Source organism: Rhodococcus sp. Leaf278 (assembly GCF_001426085.1).
In the GTDB taxonomy this organism is placed as follows: domain Bacteria; phylum Actinomycetota; class Actinomycetes; order Mycobacteriales; family Mycobacteriaceae; genus Rhodococcoides.
Genome location: NZ_LMRR01000044.1, coordinates 132916 through 153967 on the forward strand (window position 1 = coordinate 132916; position 21052 = coordinate 153967).

18 protein-coding genes and 1 tRNA gene are annotated in these 21052 nt (G+C 64.3%); 4 read left to right on the forward strand and 15 right to left on the reverse strand.

All coding sequences use genetic code 11. The features are described 5' to 3' along the window. Positions 1–103: 103 nt before the first annotated feature. From ASG84_RS25000 to ASG84_RS25015, 4 genes are read right to left on the reverse strand one after another with little or no spacing between them, the layout of a single operon-like run. Positions 104–766: a TIGR04282 family arsenosugar biosynthesis glycosyltransferase gene (locus ASG84_RS25000; RefSeq protein WP_057479652.1), complete on the reverse strand. Its 663-nt coding sequence runs from the start codon at positions 764–766 to the stop codon at positions 104–106. After that, positions 763–1416, reverse strand: a complete 654-nt coding sequence (locus tag ASG84_RS25005; protein WP_082521206.1) for a glycosyltransferase family 2 protein — start codon at positions 1414–1416, stop codon at positions 763–765. Before ASG84_RS25005 ends, ASG84_RS25000 begins: the two co-directional genes overlap by 4 nt. After that, on the reverse strand, positions 1409–2467 hold the full coding sequence (locus ASG84_RS25010; RefSeq protein ID WP_057479653.1) for an NAD-dependent epimerase/dehydratase family protein: 1059 nt from the start codon (positions 2465–2467) through the stop codon (positions 1409–1411). Before ASG84_RS25010 ends, ASG84_RS25005 begins: the two co-directional genes overlap by 8 nt. Beyond that, on the reverse strand, positions 2464–3261 hold the full coding sequence (locus ASG84_RS25015) for an S-methyl-5'-thioadenosine phosphorylase (RefSeq protein ID WP_057479654.1): 798 nt from the start codon (positions 3259–3261) through the stop codon (positions 2464–2466). The genes ASG84_RS25010 and ASG84_RS25015 overlap by 4 nt, the downstream gene beginning before the upstream one ends. Here ASG84_RS25015 and ASG84_RS25020 point away from each other — a divergent pair. After that, positions 3221–4657: a hypothetical protein gene (locus ASG84_RS25020; protein ID WP_442971037.1), complete on the forward strand. Its 1437-nt coding sequence runs from the start codon at positions 3221–3223 to the stop codon at positions 4655–4657. The genes ASG84_RS25015 and ASG84_RS25020 overlap by 41 nt on opposite strands. Here the strand turns inward: ASG84_RS25020 and ASG84_RS25025 are convergent. The 5 genes from ASG84_RS25025 to ASG84_RS25045 all read right to left on the reverse strand — a co-directional run bounded on the left by ASG84_RS25025 (position 4644) and on the right by ASG84_RS25045 (position 10067). Continuing rightward, positions 4644–5309 (reverse strand): methyltransferase domain-containing protein, encoded by a 666-nt coding sequence (locus ASG84_RS25025; protein ID WP_057479655.1) that lies wholly within the window; start codon positions 5307–5309, stop codon positions 4644–4646. The genes ASG84_RS25020 and ASG84_RS25025 overlap by 14 nt on opposite strands. After that, positions 5306–5776 carry a hypothetical protein gene (locus ASG84_RS25030; RefSeq protein ID WP_057479656.1) on the reverse strand — a complete coding sequence of 157 codons (471 nt, stop codon included), beginning with the start codon at positions 5774–5776 and terminating at the stop codon, positions 5306–5308. The genes ASG84_RS25025 and ASG84_RS25030 overlap by 4 nt, the downstream gene beginning before the upstream one ends. 89 nt (positions 5777–5865) lie before the next feature. Next, positions 5866–6561: a hypothetical protein gene (locus ASG84_RS25035; protein ID WP_057479738.1), complete on the reverse strand. Its 696-nt coding sequence runs from the start codon at positions 6559–6561 to the stop codon at positions 5866–5868. 160 nt (positions 6562–6721) lie between these two features. Continuing rightward, complete coding sequence (locus ASG84_RS25040) at positions 6722–8308, reverse strand: GMC family oxidoreductase (protein WP_057479657.1); 1587 nt, start codon at positions 8306–8308, stop codon at positions 6722–6724. Between the two features lie 34 nt (positions 8309–8342). Continuing rightward, positions 8343–10067: an aldehyde dehydrogenase family protein gene (locus tag ASG84_RS25045; RefSeq protein ID WP_057479739.1), complete on the reverse strand. Its 1725-nt coding sequence runs from the start codon at positions 10065–10067 to the stop codon at positions 8343–8345. A gap of 210 nt (positions 10068–10277) precedes the next feature. Between ASG84_RS25045 and ASG84_RS25050 the strand changes: the two genes are divergently transcribed. After that, positions 10278–11453: a PucR family transcriptional regulator gene (locus ASG84_RS25050; RefSeq protein WP_156399709.1), complete on the forward strand. Its 1176-nt coding sequence runs from the start codon at positions 10278–10280 to the stop codon at positions 11451–11453. 4 nt (positions 11454–11457) lie between these two features. Here ASG84_RS25050 and ASG84_RS25055 read toward each other — a convergent pair whose 3' ends face one another. From ASG84_RS25055 to ASG84_RS25080, 6 genes are all read right to left on the reverse strand, one after another. Then, positions 11458–12417 carry an esterase/lipase family protein gene (locus tag ASG84_RS25055; protein ID WP_057479659.1) on the reverse strand — a complete coding sequence of 320 codons (960 nt, stop codon included), beginning with the start codon at positions 12415–12417 and terminating at the stop codon, positions 11458–11460. A 178-nt stretch (positions 12418–12595) separates the two neighbouring features. Next, positions 12596–13447 carry a glycoside hydrolase family 16 protein gene (locus tag ASG84_RS25060; protein WP_057479660.1) on the reverse strand — a complete coding sequence of 284 codons (852 nt, stop codon included), beginning with the start codon at positions 13445–13447 and terminating at the stop codon, positions 12596–12598. 268 nt (positions 13448–13715) lie between these two features. Continuing rightward, positions 13716–13789 (reverse strand) — tRNA-Gly (locus tag ASG84_RS25065). A 32-nt stretch (positions 13790–13821) separates the two neighbouring features. Continuing rightward, positions 13822–15603, reverse strand: a complete 1782-nt coding sequence (locus ASG84_RS25070; protein WP_057479661.1) for a putative bifunctional diguanylate cyclase/phosphodiesterase — start codon at positions 15601–15603, stop codon at positions 13822–13824. Positions 15604–15720: 117 nt separating this feature from the next. Further along, positions 15721–17892: an Rv1355c family protein gene (locus ASG84_RS25075; RefSeq protein WP_057479662.1), complete on the reverse strand. Its 2172-nt coding sequence runs from the start codon at positions 17890–17892 to the stop codon at positions 15721–15723. Then, positions 17889–18602, reverse strand: coding sequence for a hypothetical protein (locus ASG84_RS25080; protein ID WP_057479663.1), 714 nt, complete (start codon positions 18600–18602; stop codon positions 17889–17891). Before ASG84_RS25080 ends, ASG84_RS25075 begins: the two co-directional genes overlap by 4 nt. A 140-nt stretch (positions 18603–18742) precedes the next feature. Here ASG84_RS25080 and dcd point away from each other — a divergent pair, with 140 nt between their 5' ends. Continuing rightward, complete coding sequence (gene dcd, locus ASG84_RS25085; protein WP_057479664.1) at positions 18743–19321, forward strand: dCTP deaminase; 579 nt, start codon at positions 18743–18745, stop codon at positions 19319–19321. Positions 19322–19486: 165 nt separating this feature from the next. Further along, on the forward strand, positions 19487–21019 hold the full coding sequence (locus tag ASG84_RS25090) for an Hsp70 family protein (protein ID WP_162248371.1): 1533 nt from the start codon (positions 19487–19489) through the stop codon (positions 21017–21019). Positions 21020–21052: the final 33 nt, after the last annotated feature.

Sequence of the window (21052 nt, forward strand, 5' to 3'; positions counted from 1 at the left end):
CGCCGGTTCGACAATCAGGACATATCGAACGCGCTGCTCCACAACAGATGTGGAGATTCCCGAGTGTCATTCGATTCGAGCGAAACAAACCCAACGTAACGTACTAGATATCCCGTTTCGATCGAATTCGGTCGACGGCAATGCGGAATCGACTAACCGGTCCGCACCTGCGCGATACCGGGTCCAGATCGGACTCGAAATCGACGTCCCGTAATTCCTCGAGCATTGTCAGCGATGCCCCCGCGGCCGACAATGCCGCGTGTGTATCGACGCCCGTCGACGGTGCCGACATGGGCACGTCGAGCAGGGCTCGTGCCATGGCGGGGTCACGCAGGCCCAGCACCCACCAGCCGCCGTCCTCGGCGGTGCCGAGCACGTCGCCATCGACGAGCCGCGCGGCTGCGTCGGACAGTATCTGTGCGGTCACCTGGGGTGTGTCCATACCGATCTGCAGTACGGCTCCGTCGGTGGCCGCGTCGGCGTGTGCATTCGCCAGCCGTTCCCCCAGTAAATCGCCGCGTTGCGTGATGACCGTGAACGACGCCAGAGCACGAATCAGTTCGTCCGCGCGAGCCGCGTCGGCAAGGGTGCCGGTGAGAGCTACGACGCGGTGGTCGACGTCGGACGCGGCGACGGCATCGAGGGTGTCCAGTAGCGAGGCTGCGGCCAGCTCGGCCGCAGCAGCATCCCCGATCGTGGCGGCAAGGCGCGTCTTGGCCAGGCCGGGTACGGGAGCTTTGGCAACAACGAGAGCGGTGACGATCACGAAAGGACCTTCCAGAAATCTCGTACGGCGACGATCGTTCCCTTGACGGAGCCCGAAACCTTGGATGTACCGGCGGTTCTCGGGCGGTAGTCCACGTCGTGTTCGGCAACGGTCCACCCGGCCTGGGCCGCCAACACGAGCAGTTGCAGCGGGTAGCCGGAGCGGCGGTCGGTGACGTCGAGGTCGAGCAGGGCCTGGCGGCGGACCGCGCGGATGGCACCGAGATCGTGGACCGGAAGCTTGTACTTGGTCCGGAGTCGAAGGGACAGAACGGCATTGCCGATTCTGGCGTGCAGCGGTGAGCTTCCCTTGGCCGGTCGTCGACGGCCGACGGCGAGATCGGCGTGATCCAATGCGGCCACGAGGGTCGGCAGATCACCCGGGTCCATCGAACCGTCTCCGTCGAGGACGCAGACGATCTCGGTGTCGGCGGCGAGGACGCCGGCGTGCACGGCTGCACCGTATCCGGGCACGGACTCCGACACCACGGTGGCTCCGTGGGCCGCAGCGACGGCGGCGGTGTTGTCGGTGGAGTTGTTGTCCACCACTATCGTCCGATACCCCGCCGGCATCGAATCCAGCACTGCAGGAAGCGATTCGGCCTCGTTCATGCAGGGAACGACGACGGTGACCGAGCCCGGGTCAGACACGAGGTGGCCCCGTACCCTCGGCGTCGCGCAACGGTGCGTCGGCGAATGCGGTGAGGCCCTCGCGGGGCATGACCTTCGCGCGGAATCCCAGAGTCCGTTCGGCGAGTTCGGAACTGGCGACGATGTGCCGAACGTCGCCGGCTCGGTACTGTCCGGTGATTTCGGGTGTCGGACCGCCACGTGCGTCGGCGAGAATACCGGCGACCTCACCGATGGTGATCGGTTGTCCCGAACACACGTTGAGCGCGGTGAAGCCGTCCAGCGCGGCGGAGATCGACGCGATGTTGGCCGCCGCTACGTCGTGCACGTGGACGAAATCACGGGCCTGCTTGCCGTCCTCGTAGACCGTCGGAGCCTGCCCTCGTTCGAGCGACGATCGAAACATCGCTGCCACACCGGAATACGGCGTGTTACGCGGCATGTGCGGGCCGTACACGTTGTGGTAGCGCAGCGCTACCACCGATCCGCCGGTGGCGATTGCCCAGGCGGAGGCGTAGTTCTCCTGAGCAAGCTTGCTGGCGGCGTAGGTGCTCCTGGGTTCGAGCCTCGAATCCTCCTCGACCAGAAGCCAATCGAGTGGCTCACCGGACTGTGGATCGCGGTTGTCGAACAGGCCTGCGTCGAGGTCGGCTCGGGTGCGGGGAGGCGGAACGACGGTTTCGCCCGACGAATTGAGGTAGCGTCCCTCGCCGTAGACGACCATCGACGAGGCGAGAACCAGTCGGGTGCACCCCGCCTCGTACATGGCCGCGAGCAGGACGGCCGTCCCGTAGTCGTTGTGGCTCGCGTAGGCCGGGGCATCTGCGGCGTCGACGCCCGCTCCGACGACGGCTGCCTGATGGCACACCACGTCCACCCCGCGGAGGGTCTCGACGAGTGCGTCCTTGTCTCGTACGTCGAGGTCGGCGATCCCGTCGGCACGCGCGCCGGGGCCGTGAGCCGATGCGAGCATCGCGTCGACGGCCACCACGTCCAGGTCAGCGACACGGGCGGCGTCGAGGATGTGGCCGCCGATGAAACCGGCTGCGCCGGTAAGGAGTACGCGTGTCATGGCAGCTCGATCGGCAGGGTTACTCCGGCGTGGACTCGGCAATCGGAGCACTCGCCCGTGGGTGCGTCCCGTACCGCGGAGCGGACCAGCGTCTTGAGCGGCTCGATGTTCTTCTGGAATTCTGCGAACACGTCCACCGCCTTGACTCCCTGACCGGATTCGATGCCGGCATCGAGGTCGGTCACCAATGCTATCGGTGCATAACAGAGTTCGAGCTCACGCGCGAGAACGGCCTCGGGATGACCGGTCATGTTCACCAGTGTCCAACCCTGACGGGCGAACCACTGACTCTCCGCGCGAGTGGAGAAGCGCGGACCCTCGACCACCACCATGACTCCGCCGTCGATCGCGGTGTCCTGGACGGCCGCCCTGCGTAACTCCCCGCAATAGGGGTCCGCGAACTCGACGTGGATTCCGCCCTCGTCGAAATAGGTCTGCGTACGCCCGGACGTTCGATCGACGAGCTGATCGGGGATCACCACGGTGCCGGGACCGTACTCGGCCACCAACGATCCGACGGCGCACGGCGCGAACACTCGTCTCACCCCGAGCATCCGGAGCGCCCACATGTTCGCGCGGTACGGCAACGTGTGCGGGGAGTATTCGTGCTTCCTGCCGTGCCGGGGTAGGAATGCGACCTGCCGACCCTCCACCTCGCCCAACGTGATCGGAGCGCTCGGCGGTCCGTAGGGCGTATCGAGCACGATCTCCTCGGCGTCGTCGGCGAAGAACGAGTAGAAGCCGCTACCGCCGATGACGGCGATCTCGGCCCGTCCCTGCCCGTCCTTGTTCATCTGTTCATCCTCCATCACGATCGGTCGATATGCTGTTCGGAAGTCGTGTTCGTCTCGAGGTCCGCAGGGAGAAAACACTATCCGTTACTGGAGAGAAGCCGTCGCCGGTGTGCTCGCCGTCGCGCTCGTCGTGGTCGCGTTCATCGTGCCGTATCTGGGAAACGAACTCGTCACTCCGATCATCAACCGAACGCCGCAGCAGGTGCGCGATTTCGCGGACGCGGCACCGCTGTTCGGGTTCCGTGAGATTCACGTCGGCTGGGGAACCCCGTTCGCCGTACTCATCGCCGTGGCCACCGTGCTGTGGGGCCCTACGGTGGCCCGCCGGTTGTCCTGGACGCGCTTGTTGTTCGTCGTATGGAGCGCGTCGGCAGCGTGGACGATGTCGTTGGCAATGGTCGACGGGTGGAAGCGCGGCTTCGTCGACCGACTGGCGTCGACGGACGAGTACCTGCACGAGGTACCGGGGATCACCGACATTCCCGAGACTCTGCGCGGATTCTCCGAGAGAATCCTGGACTACCAGGCGGATTCGTGGACGACGCACGTCTCGGGGCACCCGCCGGGGGCGTTGTTGACGTTCGTGTGGCTCGATCGCCTCGGCCTCGGCGGTGGGGCGTGGGCGGCCACGCTGTGTGTGCTGGTCGGAACCAGCGCTGCGGTCGCGGTGGTAGTCACGATCAAAATGCTGGGCGACGAGAACATGGCAAGGCGCGCTGCACCGTTCGTGGCCATCGCCCCGGCGGCAATCTGGATCGCCGTGTCGGCGGACGCATTCTATGCCGGTGTCGCGGCGTGGGGTATTGCGCTGCTGGCGATCTCCACGAAGCGGTACCTGTGGCCCGCGTCGATCGGTGCGGGAGTGCTGCTCGGTTTCGGTATCTACCTGAACTACGGGCTGGTGCTGATGGGCTTGCCCGCGGTGGCCGTACTGATTGCCGGTCGAAAGATACTGCCGTTCGTGGGCGCGCTGGTCGGAGCGTTGATCGTCGCGGGCATCTTCACGGCGTACGGATTCTGGTGGTACGACGGTTACGAGCTGGTGCAGGAGCGTTACTACCAGGGCATCGCCAAGGATCGTCCGTTCGAGTACTGGGGTTGGGCGAACTTCGCGGCGCTGTTCTGCGCGCTGGGTGTGGCTGTGCCAGCAGCGTTTCCGCGGATACTCACGCGAGTGCAGCCGATCAACCTGCTGGTGATCGGTGGCGTGGCGGCGGTGGTGATGGCAGATCTGAGTCAGTTGAGCAAGGCCGAGACCGAGCGAATCTGGTTGCCGTTCGCAATGTGGATGCTCATTGCGCCGGCGGTGTTGCCGATCCGTTCGCATCGGTTCTGGTTGGCACTGCAGGTGATCGGCGCGTTGGCGATCAATCATCTGCTGTTCACCAATTGGTGAGCGGCGCAGGCGTCATCTGGGCGAACCAGCGCCCGTCGATCGGTGCCACGTCGATAACCTGAAGGCCTGCTGCACGCGCGAGATCGGCGGTGGCGTCGGCGCTGACACTGGACCACGCGAACCAGTCTCCCACCATCGTGTCGGTTTCCCAGCGCACGGTGCGGTGCCGAATTCCATAGTCGCTGGGTGCATCCACCTCGGCGATCACGGCTCCGTGCGGTGCCAGCAGATCGGCAGCGCGGCGCAGCAGTCGAACAGGGTCGCCGCCGATGCCGATGTTTCCGTCCGCGAGCAGTACACAGGACCACTGGCCGGTGTCGGGCAGTGGCTCGAAGATGTCTTTCAGAACGGCGTTGCCGCCACGACCGATGGTCAGGTCGACGGCTGCTCTGGAGGTGTCGACGCCGAGGGCCGACACTCCTCGACGGGCCAGTGCCTCGGTGAGGCGACCGGGTCCGCAGCCGAGGTCGAGGGTGGGTCCGGTACATCGGCTGATCATTGCGTGATCGGCGCGACGATCCTCCGCGGACGAGGCATCCCCGCCCATCCAGCGGGCAGTGGGCAGCCGCTCCCGGGAGCCGTCGGAATCGCCTATCCAACAGGGCAATCCGGCTGCTGCGCGGTGAAAGAGTGTATCTGCGGTGACGCTCATGCTCGGCTCCGTACGAGGATCAATCGAATGAAGTAAGCGGCTGCGCTCACGGTGAACAACGCGGTGGTGAGTACGAGCCAACGTCCGAGAAAGGGCTCCTGCGTCAAACCGGTTGCGGCGCGATACGACTCCGCACCCTGCGTGAGTATCCCGGGAAAGAACAAGAGAAACGTCAGCCCGGCTCCGAGTGCGGGAATGCGAACGTAATTGACGGGAGACAGCGTCCAGTGGCGGCGCGTCGATCCGGTCAGAAGTCGGTCGGCCAGCGAGTAGAGGGGATAGAGCACGGCGTCGTGCAGTAGTACCGAACCGAAGAACCACACGACGATCGACTTCCACCACACGTCGCTGTTCCACAGCGTCTGCGGACCTGCGATCGCAACGACGTAGCCGACGAGTACGAACGACAGCAACAGGCCGACTGCGTGCAGTGGATGTCCACCGTAGATTTTCGTGAACGCTCTCATCCGAGGCTCCTGACCGTGCGATACAAACACCCGTGCGCGGGAGCCACCGGTGTTGCTCGGTAGCTCCCGCGCACGGGGTCAGAAAACTGTTACGAGGCGGTGTTGATGGTGATGGTTGCAACGCCCACGAGCAGTCCGGCGGTGACAGCATCGGTGTTGAAGGTGCTGTTCAGCAGTCCGGCAGCGGTCTCCGAGATCTTCACCTGGGTGCCCTGCAGGATTGCGGTGTTGTTGGGTCCGGTTGCCAGCGGCTGCAGGGTGCGTCCGTCGAGGTCGAACAGGACCGCGTCTGCGGCAGCTTCTTCGCCGTTGACCATGACGTCACCGGTGAGAAGCGAGGTGCCGGGATCGATGTCGAAGTTGACGAGCTCGACAACGGTGTCACCGGCGGTCAGCGAGAGGCCGCTGCCGTCGTGATTGATCTCGCCCTGGACGTAGGGGTCGACCGTGCCGGGCTCCCAGTACTTGACGTCTCCGCCGGTGATCGGGAAGCGGATGGAACCGTCTGCGAGAGTGGCGGTTCCGACAACTCCGGGCGTGAGGCCCAGGGTGGTCAGTGCGCCGGTGAAGCCGGGATCGAGAGCGACTGCGGTGTCGACACCGGTGAGGTTGTCGACTGCGGCGGCAGGCTCGGGGGTGCTCTCGGTGGTCTCCATGGCGGACGCTGCGGACGACGTGGCTTCGTCGACGGCGCTGGAGGCGTCGTCACTGGAGCATGCGGCAAGCGGGACAATTGTCATTGCACCGATTGCGGTGGCGGCCAAAGCTTTACGAACAGTGAACATGTCGGTCAACCTTCCGTGCTCGTCTCTCGAGCGTTGTGGGTCATTCGGCGCTGCTTGCCGAGCGGATGGGTTCCATCTCGATCCCTGGTGGGAGCGTGACAACCTGTTACCCGACAAACCGGACTGCCAAACGGAAAGCATCCTGAGAGTCACCTGAGGGTCAACGAAGAATCAAATCCGCAGCCCGTTCTCCGATCACCACCGACGGTGCATGGGTGTGTCCGCGGATGATGCTCGGCATGATCGATGCATCGGCCACGCGAAGGCGGTCTACTCCCCGCACTCGGAGCTCGGAATCGACGACGCTGCCCGCGTCGTTGCCCATCCGGGCGGTGCCCACGGGGTGGTACAGAGTGTGCGCATTCTGCTCGAGCGCCTCGGTGAGCAGATCCGCCGGGGAGATGTTCGACGCCACCCTGGGGCGGATGATGTCACCGAGTTCGCCCTTCATCGAGGGGGTTTCGGCGATCGAGACGCAGGCCCGTAGCCCTTCGATCATGGCGCGGCGGTCGAGTCCGCCGGGGTCGCTGAGATAGCGCGGCTCCACGATGGGCTTGGCCAAGGGGTCGGCGGAGCGGAGGGTGATCTCGCCGTGGCTCTCGGGCTTGACGAGTACCGCGCCGATGACGGCGGCGTGTGAATCCTGGCCGACGAGTCCCTCGTCGAAGAACGGTGCCGGTCCGAAGATGAGTTCGACGTCGGGCAGGGCGAGGTCTTCTCGGCTCTTGATGAATCCGTACGCCTCGGCGACGTTGGAGGTGAGCATGCCGCGTCGCCGCGTGAGGTAGTTGACCAGCTCGGGAATCTTCTCGGCGTGGAAGAGGGAGTCTCGTTCGGTTTTCCATCCGATGAGTGCGGCCAGGTGGTCGAGGAGGTTTTGTCCGACGCCCGGTGAGTGGTGCTGAACGGTGATGCCGTGCGATTTCAGTTGTTCCTGGTCGCCGATGCCCGAGAGCATGAGCAGCTGTGGGGTGTTGATCGCTCCACCGGAGAGGATCACTTCCTTGTGTGCGCGCACGGTGTGTGTCTCGCCGCCGGAGATGTATTCGACGCCCACGGCCGCGGTGCCCTCGAAGAGGACGCGAGTGGCGTGTGCTTCGGTGAGGATGGTGAAGTTCTTGCGCTTCTTCGCCGGTCGCAGGTATCCATCCGCGGTGCTCCACCGTGCTCCGCGCTTCTGGTTGACCATCGTGCGGGTGAAGCCCTTGGGCTCGGGCAGGTTGGCGGTTTCCAGCGGATAGCCCGCTTCTTCGACGCCGTCGAGGAACGACGACGTCAGGTCGCGGGGGCTGCGCTGGTGCGAGACGATGAGTGGGCCGTCGGTGCCCGCGTCGAGTGCTGTTGTGCCCTCGATGTTCTCGATCTTGCGGAAGTATCCGACCAGGTTGCGAAACGACCACGAGTCGTCGGACACCGCCGCCCAATCGTCGTAGTCGGCGGCGAATCCGCGCACCCACATCATGGCGTTCATCGACGACGATCCGCCGAGCATCTTGCCGCGCGGCCAGTAGATGCTGCGATCTCGGAGCTCCGGCTGCGGTTCGGTCAGGTAATCCCAATCGACCTCGCTACGAAAGAGTTTGGAGAACGCAGCCGGGATGTGGGCGAACTTGTTCTTGTCCTCGGGGCCTGCTTCGAGCAGGATCACCTCGTTGCGTGGGTCAGCGCTGAGGCGATTGGCCACCACTGCGCCGGCGGAACCTGCGCCCACCACGATGTAGTCGGCAGTCTTGTGCTGTGAGCTCATCTTTGTCCTTGAAGTCGGTGCGGGCGCAGGGGTGTCAGCCGCGCAGGGCGGAGGCGAATATCGCAGGCAGTTTGGACCAGGACGGCGCACCTGCGAATGCGGTGAGCAACTTGCCGGTCGATGCTGCGGTCTTGTTGGTGACGAACCATGGTGGCTTCGGGGAGATGGAGAGTTCGCCGTTGATCAGCGAACGCGACAGGGGACGGAACGGGCCGCGCACCACTGTTCGCTCGGCACCGTCGATCAGCAATGCGTTGTGCACGATGCCGATTCCGCTCTGCACGTCGTCGACGGTGTGCCCGGGGTACGCACCCCAGGTGGCCGACGCAGTGAGGAATCCGAGCGCTGTCCAGGCGTTCACGGCGATGGTGCCGTAGCGCAGTTCGGCGAGCATGGTGTCGAACTTCTCGCCGAGTCCCTTGATCGTGGCGGGGGAGCCGATGATGTTGATGCCGAGAGTGCCGGTGAATTCCTCGTTCGCGGCCTGGACGGCTTTGGCGGCGAATGCGGCACCGCTGTAGGGCAATTCGATGACACCCATGACCGGAGCGAAGTACTCGGTTTGCAGCAGGGGTGCGTATTCGCCGGGGTTCAGGTCGGTGATGAGCACGCGGCCACCACCGTCGCCCAGTCGTTCGGCGGCCGGGTAGGTTGCGGTGGCGTCGGCCACCCTCCTGTCGCTGCCGGGGTAGTAGGGAGTTCGTGCCGGTGCACGGTCGAGTGCGGTGCGCAGTGCGGCGATGAATTCGTCGCGCTGCTTCCATTCGGAGGAGAGCACGACGACCTGTGATGCGACACAGTTGTAGCCACTGTTGTGCAGGCGTTGGGTGGCAACGTGTTCGGCCTGGAACAAGATGTCGGCGCGGCTCCACTCGCCCGGCAGCACGATGGTGGGCGAGACGCCGCCGAGTTCGCTGGAGATCTCCTTGGTGAGAATCGGGTCGTTCGCGGCTTTGCGGGCGGCTCCGTCGTTGCCCGTGCCGAACACGATCGCGTCGTGTGTGAGGGAACTTCCGGTCATGTGCACGTGGTCGACGGACAAGTGCCGGACCAGGTATGTGCCCACATCGGCTCCGCCGGTGAGCAGGCGCAGCGCGCCGATGTCGACGAGGGGTGCCAGCACCTTCTGGAACACCGGCAGCAGCGGATCCATGATGGGGTTCAGCTTGAGTGCGACCACCCGATTGAACGCCAGCAATTCGTAGAGAGCGTCGAGCGGCGCGATCGAGGTGATGTTGCCTGCGCCGAGTACCACTCCGATGCCCGCGGTGTGGGCGGGATCGAGTTGGGCGAGCCCCGCGGTGCGCTGTGCGGTGGCACGATCGATTCCGGGCTTGAGCCACACCTCGCCGGTGAACCCGTTGAGCAGCAGGCGGTCGAAGATGTTGAGCGGCAGCACCGACACCGTCGTCCGACCGCCGGGTGCCGTCCCGAACTTCACCTCGGCCAGCGGGCTGGTGCCGGCTTCCAGAGCGGTGAGTGTGTGGGTGAGCGCGCCGAGCGCACCGAGGAACGAGTAGGGGCCGGACAGCCATTCCTCGCCGACGAGGCTGGACGAGCTGTCGAGACCCTTGATCGACGAGGCTGCTGTCACCCATTCCTGGGCGTGTGTGGACGTCAGCGCATGCATGCGTTCGAGCAGTGCCCGCCGATCGGCGAGGGTGAGCTGTCCCCAGTTCTTCTCACCCTCGGACAGATCGGCGAGGGCGGCATCGACGGCCGGCTGGGAGTCGGAGCCGGTGGTCGGGACGGGATGCAGGTGCGGGGCGGCTTCGCTGGTCAACTTCTCGGCTCCAGTCGTTGTTCGGATACACGGCTTCGAGTGTGATTGTCGTCGCATTCCTGGCGTCGACGCTATGGGCCAGCGCTCTCAATCGAGTCCCTCTGTTTGTGCAGCTGCACAGTCGAGGTGTGGCGTGGCTTACAGCGGTGCGGCTAGAGTTCTGTCATGACCGCGACCGAGGCCGAGCTGCATCCGTCAGCAACCGTGCATCCGTCACCGACCGATCTGGCTGCGACGATGCTCGACGGCGTCGACGATCTGGCGAGCGAACTGGTGCGTCGGATCCTGGGGGCCGAGCACGCTTATCTCGAATCGACGCTGCTCACCCCCGAGCAGCTGCACGAGGCGGCGCGCAGCAATCTGGCGTCGATGCTGGGCAAGCTGTCCGGTCGTGCGCCCATGCGACTCGAGTCGGCACAGGCTGCAGGCCGGCTCAAGGCCGAGCAGGGCGTACCGCTGGCAGCATTGCTGCACGCTTTCCGGCTCGGTGGCAGGTTGGTCTGGGACGAATTGATGCGTCGATCGGACGGCCGAGCGAGTCACGCCCTTCTGGACATGGCCGCACAGGTGTGGGCTCTGGTCGACGTGTATTCCGACGAGGCTGCCGAGGCCTATCGGGAGAGCGCAGACATGCGTGCCCGCGAGAGTGCCGAGGCCCGTGGCCGACTCATTCGGGTGCTCTTCGCCGATCACACGGCGAACCCGTCCGCGGCTGCCGATGCGCTGCGAGCATTTCGCATTCCCGACCACGGTTACTTCGCGGTGGTCTCGCAGGAGCCGTTGACCACGGCGGTGGGAGTGGACGGGTTGATCGCGCGACTTCGGGCGGCGGGCACCGAGTCCGTGTGGGATGCGGAGGTGGACGGTAGCGTCGGGTTGATCTGCGCCGCAACCGAATCGGAGATCGATTCGGCACTGGTCACGCTCGGTGAACTGTGTGCGGGGCGGGTGGGGGTGAGTTCGGTCTTTCGGTCCCCTTCGGGTATCGGGGACGCCGTGGGCCAGGCGCGGTTGGCGAGGTCGTGCAGCGCTGCCGAGTCGACGCCGGTGCGATACGACTCGGTGCCGGTTCCGCTGTTGTTGGTCCGCGATCCGAAGTCGGGTCGCATCGCCTCGCGTCAGATCCTCGGCGATCTCCTGGCGTTACCACGCGCCGAGCGGCAGAGCCTGCTGGCCACACTCGACGCGTGGTTCTCGTGCGGCGGATCGACCAAGGATGCTGCCGAATCTCTGCACTACCACCGCAATACGGTGCTGTATCGGCTACGCCGTATCGCCGAGCTGACCGGGCGCGATTTTCGTGACCCCGCGCAGGCTGCCGAACTGTACGTCGGGCTCAGAGCGCATCAACTGCTCACCTGAGACATCAATTGCTGGCGAGAACGACGTCGAGGATTCCGGATCCCAGGGCTACCGGGACGCATGTCGGGGGTCGTGCGTTCGCCGGATCCAGGGCGTTGAGTGCCAAGCGCAGTGCGGTGGGATCGTAGGTGAAGGTGAAGTGCGCCACCTCGGTGTCGGGACATACGTCCTGCACCACGATGTTCCGGGCTCCTGGATCCCGAAGTAGCGCATTGGTATACGGCTGAATCACTTCGTCGACCCTGGTGGCGATGGAGGTGTACTCGACGCCGGGCACGGTGTCGCCGCCTGCGTTGAGGCGATCGAGAAAGTCGGATCCAGCCATCAGCTGAGTCAACCCGGGTCCGAATTCGCCTGCCACCAGAGTGGTTGCACCGGGCACGGCCTGCACGACGGGGGTCGCTCCGTACATGGTGCCGCCGTAGGTCGGCGATGCGATTCCCACCCAGCGACGGACCATGGCATCGCCGCCGAGTCGATTGACGAAGTATCGTGCGACCGCAGCACCCTGGGAGTAGCCGACCACATCGACCGCCGCGGCTCCGGTCGCGTCCAGGATGGATTGTGTCATCGATTTCAGTTGTGCCGCACTGTCTTCGATGGCACCGTAACCGTTGCTGGTGCCGTCGGGAGAGGCACCGTAGTTGATGGCGAACACGCAGAATCCGGCTGCTCGGAGTACGGGGGAGAAGCCGGCCCAATCGGAGTACGCAGTGGAGTCGGTGCCGTGCACCAGGACGACGGGGTCGGGGTGCTCTGCGGTGGGTGTGCAGGTCATGTCGTTGGATCCGGGCGGGGCAGCGTTGCGGTTGGTCGCCGCGTAGCGGATGGCCTCGGCATGATCGGGTTGTTCGGGCGCAGCCGCAATGGGCATGAGAGGGGCCGCCTGTGCGGTCGGTATGACGACGGCGACCGCGGCAGCGGCGATGACGAGGGCGATCAGGCTCCGGCGTGGTCCGCGCATGCACAGACGGTATTCCCGAAATTGTGAGATGTCCCTACGAGTGACCCATCCGGCGCGTAAAAGTCATAAGTATTGTTCTGCTACAAAAACTGAGCAAAAAGCGCAGAAACGATGGACACACGACGAGGGGCCCGGCCGATGCGGCCGGGCCCCTCGATCGATCGGGATTACCTGCAGGTCAGAGGCGACTCACGCGAAGCCAGTCGACGCTCATGGTCTGTGGGTACGGCGTGCTGGTGGGTGTCTTGCCGACCCAGTTGTTGCCCACTGCCACGTTCAACAGGATGTAATGCGGCCAGGCACCCGAGAATGCCTTCCAGTTGCCGCCTTTCGCCTCGTACTGCGTTTTGGTCAGGGAGTATCGCGAAATTCCGTCGACGAACCACGTGATGCTGGTCGGTAGCCAGTCGATGCGGTAGGTGTGAAACCCGTTTCCGACGGGACCCATGCCTCCGCCGGCTTTCACGTCCTGGCCCGAATTCCATTTCGACGGTCCGTGCAAATTGAAGGAAGGCCCGTTCAAACCGGGAATTTCGACTGCATCTATTTCGCCTTGACTGGGCCACGAATACTCACCGCCGGGCTGCAGGCCCAGCGTCCAGAATGCGGGCAACAAGCCCTGCGCGCTCGGCATCTTGATCGACGCCTCGATGCGTACCGGCGGGCTCGCCGACTTCTTGCCCATACTGACCACGCGAGCGCTGGTGAAGTTGTTCGGGGCCCCCTTGCCGTCCGGCGGGTTCTCGCGTCGCGCGGTGATGTTCAGGGTTCCGTTGAACTGGTTCGCGTTGTTCCAGGAGTTCGTATAGTACTGCTGCTCACCGGAACTCGCTCCCCATCGACCGGTCTGGAACCCCCATTTGGAGGGGTCGGGTCCGCCGTATCCGTTGAATTGATCTTCCCAGAGAAGGGTTCCTGCTCCGCCTTGAGTTCGCGGGGGCGCGGTGAGGGCCGGGGCTGCGGTGGCCGACGAGACGGCAACGGCCATCGTCGTCAAGGTGACCGCAGCAATGGTCAGGAGTGAACGCATGAGGGGATTCCTGTCAGGTCATATGTCGTTGAAAGAAAGTCGACATTCGATTTCTAGCACGCCGAAGAAGGCGGAAGAAGACTCTTTTGAAATGCAGGAATTCTTGCGAATACAATGAATGAATTCGCATATGCTATCGGTCTTTTGCAAGGGTACAGACCGATCGACCCGTTGGTCGGTTTGTTTCAGGAGTGAATGTAGTGACTCAGGATGGTCGCTCGGTTCGGAGGCGTTGTCGAGGTGAGGGCGAGGCCGGAGGATCGGTCCGTGGAGCCGGTGACGGGAATCGAACCCGCCTCTCAACCTTGGGAAGGTCGCGTTCTACCAATGAACTACACCGGCGTGGTGCTGCGGTGTTCAGGTTAGCAGGGCGCTCAGACGTCGATTCGCACACCGTGCAGCAGGATCAGAGCGTCTTCGGCGGCTACCGGTCTGGAGAACAGGTATCCCTGCGCGCGAGTGCAGCCCAGTTCTATGAGGGTGTTTCTGGCGCTCTGCGTTTCGACGCCTTCGGCGATGATGCTGAGCCCGAACGCGTCGGCGAGTCCGATGATGGACTGAACGATGGCGAGGTCGCCGGTGGTTCCGTTGCCGAGTTCGGAGACGAAGGCGCGATCGATCTTGAGCGCGTCGACGGGCAGTTCCTTCAGATGCGACAGTGAGCTGTAGCCGGTGCCGAAATCGTCGATCGCTACTTGCACGCCCAGTTCGCGAAGTTCGCGAAGCGTCACGCGAGTACGTGAAAGGTCCTGTACCACCGCTACTTCGGTGATTTCCAGGCAGAGTTTGGGGCCTGCTATCGAGAACGCTTCCAGCGCTCTGGCGACCGCACCCACAAAACCGTTGGTGACGAGTTGGACCGGCGATATGTTGACGCGCATCGAGATGTCGAGTTCGGGAATGTCCCGCTGCCACTCGCTCAGCGTGCGGCAGGCGTGCTCGAGAACCCAGCGACCGAGCTCGCCGGCGAGGTTCGTTTCCTCTGCGACCGGGATGAACGCGGACGGGGGTAGCAGTCCACGGGTTGGATGCTGCCATCGAACCAGAGCTTCGACTGCGGTGATCCGTCCCGAGACGAGGTCCACCTCGGGCTGAAAATGCAGGATCAGCGAGTCGCCTGCGATGGCGTTGCGCAGGTGGATCTCGACGTCGTTGCGCAGTTCGGAATCGGCATGCATTTCGTCGGTGAACAGAGCGATGTCGTGACCACCTGCACGTTTGGCGACCAATGCTGCTCTATCTGCCTGTCGCAGCAGTGATTCCGCGGTGTGCCGGCCGGGTTGGCCGAAGGCGATGCCCACGCTCGCGCTGCGGCTGATCCGTTCGACACCGAGGGTGACGGGTGCATTCACGGCGTCGGCGATGACTTCGGCGTGGTGTCTCGCCACGCGGGCCGAGCACGGTCCGGCGAGTACGACGACGAATTCGTCGCCCCCCAGACGCGCGACGATGCCGGCCGACTCACCGACGAAGCTCTGCAATCGGTCGGCGATGGTTTCGAGGAAGTGGTCTCCGGCGAGATGCCCGAGAAAGTCGTTCAGTGCTTTGAGTCGATCGAGGTCGATGTGCAGCACTGCCACGGGGCCAGGCATGGATGGGTCGAGTCGTTCGCGGAGGTGCTGCGCCAGGGCCGTGCGGTTCGGCAGTGAGGTCAACGGGTCGTGTAGTGCCGCGAATCGCAGTTGTTCCTCGGCGACCACTCGTGCTTGGAGTTGGGAGAGCAGCGCCGCAATTGCTGTGAGAGCGTTGAGCTCTATCTCGGACCAGGGTCGGTCGCCGATCTTGATCAAGCCCAGGATGCCGATGGTTCGTCCTGTGTGCAGCAGCGGCACCACGGCCATCGACGTCTCCGAAAAGCCTGATCCCTGCTCGACGCGTCGGCGATAGCTCTCCTGCTGCGGGTCCGGCCGAAACACTGCCGGTTCGGTCAGTGTTTCGGCCAGTGCGAACACCGAATCGGCGTCTTCGAATTTCACGACGGCCAGCGGATCCGGATCGGGCTTGCTCAGTCGCGGGGGCCATTCCGCGGTCAGCACGGTGGCTCTGGCCTCGACATCGTTGTGTCTGAGAAAGCTGAAGTCGATACCGAGGTGGTCCACCAGTTGACGCAGCACGGATTCGTACGCCTCGTGCACCGTCGCCGCATCGACTCCCATGAGTGCGGTTGCGACGCCGGTGACGAGAACCTCGAGCGTCCGTGTGTGCGCCAGTGCCCCGCTCCCGCCTCTTCTCAGACGCAGTGCAGGACTGTTCCCCCTGGTCTTTGCCGGACTCTACCCCGATCCGAGAGCCGAAACAGGCACTCTGCGACTGTATATCCCGGTTTTCGGGGCGCAACCGATCCGCAACACCAGCGCCACCGATTCGATATCGGTGATGTCGAGGAGCGCGCGGAACCTCGAGTTCAACTCCTGCAACGCTTCTCCGCGGTGCATCGACAGCTCTCGATGTTCTTCCGGAGTGCGTGCATACAGGAACGCGGGAGAAACCGGCTGTACGGCCAGGCCGCGCAAATGCGCAGTTACCCAGACGTTCTCCGTTGCAAATCCTCCTCGGATGTAATGGTGTGCAGTCGATCCGGGTACGACGATCACCGCCAATGCCGAACTCGACAGCACCCGATCACGCATATCGGACCCCAACGCCGCGCCGGCGTCCCAGGCATCGACGAGCGCCATGACGTCCGGCCGCTTGACTATCTCGAGCTTGGACAGATCCGCATCGTCGATCCCGAGGCTCGATACGTCGATGCCTCGATTCGGGTCCGAATCTCCCGGCCACCTCAGCTCGGAGAACATATCTTCGTGCAAATGCGTTGTGAGATAACGAATTCGGTCCGCATCGGCGAGGACGTCCGCAGCCGCAGAAATGGAATCGCGTGCCGTCAGCAACACGGCTCGCCCACCTTCCGCCGCGGCCGCAGCAACGAGGTCTGCTGCGACACCTGCGTCGAGAGGCTCGGCGGTGCCCAACTCCCGATTGGTGCAGCGCCCGACAACGCCGTCGAGGAGGCGTCGGTCGGTGATCGGTTCGGGGGCATGGTCACCCAACGAGATCTCGACTCCGTGGTCGGTGATGCGCTCGCCGAGAAATCTGCCCTGGGCGGCGGCGGCCACGCGAGCATTGAACGCCGCGGCACCCACTGCCACGTAGCTGCCGCGGAAAGCGATGTCGAGTGTCGAGGTGCGGGAACGGTCGACGGCTATGGCCACCGTGCGTCCGTCGGTCGACAGCGTCCACGGCTGACTGTTGCCGCCGGACGGTGCGCGTCGGGCAGCGTCGAGAACGGCCTCGTCGGGATCGGAGACAGTGGGATCGAAGACAGTGGGATCGGAGACAGTGGGATCGGAGACGGTGGTATCGAAGGAACTGGGCAGCGAACCGCCTGCATCATCGGCCGAGGAGATGTCGTCCGCCCGAGTCGGACGCGGAGACTCGAGCGCATCCAGATGGGTGTCGAGGTCGATTCGGATTCGCCCGGACGGCAGGTGGCCTCCGGTGCCGAAGCGTCGAACAGCGGCCGCGACGGTGGCGCCACCGAGCTGGACGTCGCCGCCCAGCTGCGGCCACGTCTCGATCGTCTCGCTCACCTCCACCATCGAGGCGGCCATGCGCGGCGAGAGCAAAGCGGCGTCCAACTGGTCGAGCACTATCGGAATCTTGTCGCGCGTGCCCAGGCCTCGGAGGCTCGTCGAGTCGATCTGTCCGAGTACGCCGTGGAACACCGGGCGCTCGGGTTCGAGGTCGAAGCGTTCGACGTCGAGCAACCCACGGTCGGACGTCTCCATCAACACCGGGATACCTCGTGATCTGGCTGCTTCGCGAGCGAGGACCTTGACATCGAGGGAGTCGCATTCCTCGACGAGCAGGTCCAGTCCGTCGAAGAACCCGTCGATCGTGTTCTCCGTGATTCCGTCCTCGACTATTTCGATGCGCAGATACGGATCGATTTCTGCAATGCGTCTCGCGGCGACGACCGCTTTGTTGACACCGAGATCGAGGATGGATGCCGGAATTCTGTTGAGATTGGAGAGCTCGATGTCGTCGAAATCTGCGAGGCGCAGGGTTCCGCAGATTCCTTCGAGCGCCAACGTGTGGGCAATCGCATGACCGACGCTGAGGCCGATGATTCCGATGGTGAGATCTCCCAATGAATCCTGTTCGGAACGGGTTATCTTGTTCCTGTTTCGGTCGAGTCTGAGGTGTCGAAATGCTGTGGGTCCGAGGACAGCGACCACCGTTTTCCTCCACGGGTAGTACACCCACCGATCGTTCTCGTCGAGAATGCTCTGCTCAGGCCTGGGAAGGAGGGTGCGCAAGCCGTTTCTCTGCGTCTCGCGCTCGTCGAGAAATGTCAGGCTCGTATTCCGTTCGAGTTCGGTCAGGGCGGCGCGCTGCGCGGCGTCCGTCTTGTCGAATATCACAGGCTGCCATACGTCGTTCATGATGCCACTGCTTCCGGGAGTTCGATGGACGGTCGACGGTGTGCGAGCAACGTGACGGTGTTGCGACGCATCCGTCGCCAGGTGGACAGTTCGGCGTCGTACGCGAGAGTTTGCCTGTCCCACCAGAACACCTCTGTTCGGTATCTCTCGTCGGGATAGGGGATCGGTTCGATCTGGGTGGCGATGATCGCGCCGGTGTCGAGCCATGCTTTGCGGACGTGGGAGGCCGCGGTGGCCAGTGCGTACCGCGCGCCGAGCAGCGCGGTGCTGTACGCGGGGGATTCCGCGATCATTGCCGTGACGGCGCGGCCGTGGGGTGCGTCCCGCGCGACCCATGCCGATTTGAGTTCGACCACCCCCTGTGTGAGGCGCTCGTCGAGCATGGCGTGAACGCGGCGGCGGCCGGTCGGATACCCGTCGAATTCGACGAGGGCGTGTGATTGATCCACGGAGGAATACGGACCTTGCACCCGCACTCCTCCGACCATCGTTTCGGTGGTATCGAGTGCCGCGAAGAACATCGTGGTGGTGTTGCCGTCTCGAATGGTCGACATTTCGAGCGCCGAAGCAACACCGTGTCTCGTATAGCTTTCCTCTGCGCCGTCGAGGAATTGTTCCCACAACGCCGGATTCTCTCCGGGTGTCGCGGCAACGATGCGGCACAGAGATCGATCGTCTTGATACGACGGAACGTCGAATGGAATTGTCATGTCTGTCTTTCCGATAGGAGTTGGCCGAATGCGAGTGGTGGTGCCGCTCGATTGTCCGGTCTTTCTTTTGCAGAGCTACGTGTCAGAATCGGGGCTCGGGTGTGTCGCGAGAGGCCGTCGTGGACCAGTAGCCTGCAGAGGTGCTGCTCTCCGACCGTGACATCCGTGCCGAAGTGACCCTGGGCAACCTGGCGATCGAACCGTTCGACCCGTCGATGGTTCAGCCGTCGAGCGTCGATGTACGGCTCGACAAGCTGTTTCGTGTGTTCAACAACACTCGGTACACGCACATCGATCCGGCGTTGCAGCAGGACGAATTGACGACTCTGGTCGAGCCCGCGGCCGGCGAACCCTTCGTTCTGCATCCGGGCGAATTCGTTCTCGGCTCCACTCTGGAACTGACGACGCTGCCGGACTATCTGGCCGGTCGACTCGAAGGCAAGAGCTCACTCGGACGGCTCGGTCTGCTCACCCACTCGACGGCGGGGTTCATCGATCCGGGCTTCAGCGGCCACATCACGTTGGAGTTGTCCAACGTCGCAAACCTCCCGATCACGCTGTGGCCGGGAATGAAGATCGGGCAGTTGTGCCTCTTCCGGTTGTCGTCGCCGGCCGAGAACCCCTATGGAAGCGACGCCGTCGGGTCGAAGTACCAGGGCCAGCGCGGCCCCACCCCGTCCAAGGCGTACCTCAACTTCAATCAGTCGCGCATCGACTAACCACCAGGTTTGTTTCGCGGCCACGAAACATGACGAATGGCCGGTTGTAGCGGTACTCTGGTGACCGAACGTGGGTTGGGGCCTACCAGAGCGAGGTTTCTTGTGTCCGCGGTTGACGGTGCGTCTGTACTCGGTGCATCACTTGGTTCGAGCGGTGTTCGTAGCGTGATCAGCAACAACGCTCGCCCTGGTTCCGTTCTGGAAGTACACGAGCCGGTGGCGTCACAGCCTGCACCCAACGGTCTTGCGCCCGATCCCTGGGACGCCGTCGTCGCCTCGGTGCACAATCTGGCCTCCGAGCATGCGTCCACAGACTTCTATCCGGTGCTCGCGCTTCGTGAGAGCGATCCCAGAACGGCCTTCGACCAGGATTTCTCCGACGGCGTGGTGCTCGTCTCGGAGCTCGGTGCCCAGCTGGGTGCACTCCGCGAGACGGGTGTGCTGGCCGGGGAACGCTGCGTCGCGTTGTTCGACGTCGGTGCGTCCGGCACGTCGGTGTCCGTGGTGGATGTCCACAGCGGCCGGGTACTCGCCGCATCTCGCACCGATGAACTCGGTGGTGATGCCTGCGACCGCGTCCTGTGCGATCACCTCATCGCCACCTTCGGAGCAGCCGAGGCGCTGACCGTCGAGGCCCGTCGACGGCTCGTCCACGACGTTCGAGTCGGCAAACACGAACTGTCGCTGTTGCGCAGCGTCTCGGTTCTCGGACCCTTCGTCGGCGGTCGCGCGACGCTGTGGCGTGGCACTCTCGACGAGCTCATCGGCGACTCGGTGCACCGAGCCGTGTCGATGGCAGTCGATGTACTCGACGCCGTCGGTGCGCGGGGCATCCGCGTCGACGCCGTTGTCGCCGTGGGTGGTGGTGCCAACATGCAGATCGTTCGGCAGGTCCTGTTCGACGCGGTGTCGATACCGGTATTCGTACCCGAAGAGCCCGAACTGTTGGCGGCCCGCGGTGCCGCCGGAATTGCTCGGACAGTGGGCCTGCGGCCCGCGCCGAGGACGGACGAGCCACGCACCGATCGGGAGATGACTGCCGTTGCCCCTGTGGGTGCGGTGGTCTCCAAACGCCCGCGTCACAGCGATACCTCCTCCAAGCGGATGACCAGAGCCAACAAGTCTCGGCATCTCGGACGCGCGGTCGCCGCGCTCGTAGCGGTGTGCGCGGCCGGTACCGTCGTTTCCGCTGCAGCGCGCACCGGCACCGAGGATCCGGCTCCGGCCGTCGGCAGCTCGCAGGATTCCTCGCAGACCGCCCGCTCCCGGTCGGTGGTGCCTGCATCGGCCGGTTCGCCTGCAGATCAGTCGTCTGTGCCGCTCGCGACCACGACGGCGGAGATCGCTCCGTCCACGGACGGCTCGTCCCCGGTGTCCACTGCCACGACGTCGGTTCCGGCCGCAACCACGACGCCCGATGCGGCCGCGACGCCCGATCCGGCTCGTGCAACCGCGCCGCGGCGGACATCGGCCCCGACCGATGCGTCCTCCGACAACGACGAGTCGACGGCTCCCAGGCCCACTTCGGAGCAGCCCACGCAGGCTCCGACTACGACGGTTGCACCGCCCACCACGACACGGCCCCCGGCCACCACCACGACGCCGCGCCCGACGACGACAACCCAACCGCCGACGACCACCCGCACGACCAGGACGTTCGGTCTTCCGTTCCCGACGCTGGATATGCCGCGAGGCTGATGGGTCTGCGACTTCCGCCGCCGTCGCCCCATG